The organism is Xenorhabdus entomophaga (assembly GCF_037996725.1).
Lineage (GTDB): Bacteria > Pseudomonadota > Gammaproteobacteria > Enterobacterales > Enterobacteriaceae > Xenorhabdus > Xenorhabdus khoisanae.
In genome coordinates this window covers 1-2,364 of the sequence record NZ_JBBMXH010000214.1, presented here as the reverse complement: position 1 = coordinate 2,364, position 2,364 = coordinate 1, and the positions used below count along the sequence as shown (strand labels likewise).

Annotated in this window: 4 protein-coding genes and 1 pseudogene; 4 read left to right on the top strand and 1 reads right to left on the bottom strand. The window is 42.9% G+C overall.

Annotated elements, in window-relative coordinates:
* Positions 1-102: 102 nt before the first annotated feature.
* From AAC854_RS22175 to AAC854_RS22165, 3 genes are read left to right on the top strand one after another with little or no spacing between them, the layout of a single operon-like run.
* On the top strand, positions 103-702 hold the full coding sequence (locus AAC854_RS22175; protein WP_340618988.1) for a recombination protein NinG: 600 nt from the start codon (positions 103-105) through the stop codon (positions 700-702).
* On the top strand, positions 699-893 hold the full coding sequence (locus AAC854_RS22170; RefSeq protein ID WP_340618987.1) for a hypothetical protein: 195 nt from the start codon (positions 699-701) through the stop codon (positions 891-893). Before AAC854_RS22175 ends, AAC854_RS22170 begins: the two co-directional genes overlap by 4 nt.
* Positions 890-1,474, top strand: a complete 585-nt coding sequence (locus AAC854_RS22165; RefSeq protein WP_340618986.1) for a hypothetical protein — start codon at positions 890-892, stop codon at positions 1,472-1,474. Before AAC854_RS22170 ends, AAC854_RS22165 begins: the two co-directional genes overlap by 4 nt.
* Positions 1,475-1,699: 225 nt before the next feature.
* Here the strand turns inward: AAC854_RS22165 and AAC854_RS22160 are convergent, their stop codons facing one another.
* A complete protein-coding gene (locus AAC854_RS22160) occupies positions 1,700-1,858 on the bottom strand; it encodes a hypothetical protein (protein WP_340618985.1) in 159 nt (52 codons plus the stop codon).
* Between the two features lie 185 nt (positions 1,859-2,043).
* On the opposite strand from AAC854_RS22160, the pseudogene AAC854_RS22155 reads away from it, so the two are divergent.
* Positions 2,044-2,364: pseudogene (locus AAC854_RS22155) on the top strand (hypothetical protein); the annotation flags it as partial.

The following is a 2,364-nucleotide window of genomic DNA, read 5'->3' as shown; positions in this document are numbered from 1 at the left end:
GGACATGGCCTGCATGTGGAGCAAATTAAATGAAATACCTACTATTCATCGGCTTTTGGACAGCGCTCATGCTGATTATGGGAATAGCGTTAGGGGGATAAGGTGGCAAAGTTTCGACAACGGAAATGTAAAGAATGCGGCGAGCAGTATGAACCAGAACGGCAATTACAAAATACCTGCTCAATCCAATGTGCAATAGCCAGAGGTAAGAAGCAAGAACAGAAAAAACGAGAGGAACTGGAACGACGACGAAAGAAAGATAATGAAATTAAGCAGAAGTTAGCCCGTGACAAACTCAAAGCCCGCAAGTTAGCAGTAAAACCCCGCAGTTATTGGATTCAACAAGCCCAGCAAGCCGTAAATGCCTATATCAGAGAGCGAGACCGCGATTTACCGTGCGTTTCCTGTGGTACGTACACCTCTGCTCAATGGGATGCGGGTCATTACCGGACAACGTCAGCAGCGCCTCAGCTGAGATTTGATGAACGGAATATTCATCGTCAGTGCATTGTCTGTAATCAGCATAAATCAGGGAATCTGGTTCCGTACAGGGTGGAGTTAATCCGGCGTATCGGTCTGACAAAGGTTGACGCCATTGAATCCAACCACGACCGCCATCGCTGGACGATTGAGGAATGCAAGGCGATTAGGGATGAGTATAAGCAGAAGCTCAAGGAGTTACGGGCGCAGGAGGCGGCGTGAACATTATCTTCGATGACTTTTATGAGGCTCTTGAGGATGCCAGACATAAAAAAGAAAAGTACGGCAAAGATTACAACATCATCCAGTTCAAAGATCGAGCTATTGTGGTTGGGGAAGTCATGCTTGGCGTCAGGGTTATGTTTAGCACTGCCAATGATAGTTATCACACAGTATTGCCGGGGGTGAGATGAAAAAGGGAAGTTTTAGGGAGTTAGTCTATTTTCGGTCTGAGAATCAACTCCGCCAGAAATGGTGCAAAGGAGTAGAAAAAATAACTCAATCCGATCGCACGTGGACGCGATATATGCTGATGCTATGGGGGGCCGCTAATCAGGGTGATGATTTGCCAAGTGGAAATATCAATGTCATTGGTCGCTTAATGGTGCGTGATAATTGGGATGATGGAACGACTGCCGCAATTAAACTGGTGATGACTAATTATGCGAAATTAGGCTACACCGGAAAAGAGTTATTAGAGAAAGTGAAAGAAGTCATTATGCCTAATAAATCAACACTCGGCGCACTTCGCCTCGCCAAAGAAAAAGATGACGCCGAATTTGTTGAAAAGTGTATGACTGAAATATTCACAATCGATAACCCAATTCGCGATGTAGTTATTAAACGATACAAGGACTGCAAAAGCTCGCAAAACATTTTAGAAGACCTTTCTCGGAAAACAGGCATTGATCTTGATTCAGCAAAAAGACGAATCAGATGGGCGAATAAAGCCGCTGAGGATATGCTTTATTCCATTATGTCGGCAAGAAAGTAAAAATATTTTCTATATATAAATAAAAAAGGAGAAAATTATTTGACAAATACGCCTAAAAACTATATGTTTCATGTTATGCTCGGGCAGTAAAACCGAAAGCAAATAAAAGCCTCACTAATCACGTGGGGCTTTTCTATTTCTACCCGTAGTCAACTCAGAGTTGACAACTCGATCGGGGTTGGTCAATACCTATATCATTGCTGAATCAGTATGTTATATGTGATTTTAACCATTCCGAGCAACACCTCGATCAGTATAGAGTAAGTCCCATGAAAGATGAGTTCGATGGGTTTTAATATCCGTCAATAATTTCACAGCGTCATTAAACGCCTCGCATCGCTCATCATGGCCGCCTTGATATTCTGCCAGAAAAATATCGGACATGATTGACGCGATGTCGGTCTCGCATACTGGTGAATTTTTCTCTAGTAACTGACAGACAGCGCGTCCGATTAGTGCGTATGCACCAACGTCATTGAATATTTTTTCGCTCATAAATTTCTTTATTTAGGTTGGTTGATTTTTGATTGACCATCTTACCTGCACCTAACTATCAACTCTATAAACCAATTAACAACAACTCACAGGGTATTCCACTGATGACCGAAGAACGCTACCGCTTTACATGGCAGGGTAAAGCCCGTGCGCGTCAACTTGCCCAAACGCCATCAACAGGAACCCTGCGCCCCTGTAAAGAAGAGAGCGTGAACTGGGATACCACAGAGAACCTGTTTATTGAAGGCGATAATCTTGAAGTTTTAAAGTTGCTGCAAAAGTCTTATCACAAGAAAGTGAAGATGATTTATATCGACCCGCCCTATAACACAGGCAAGGATTTTATCTATAAAGACAGATTCAATAACAATTGGCTAAATATGATGTACCCCAGA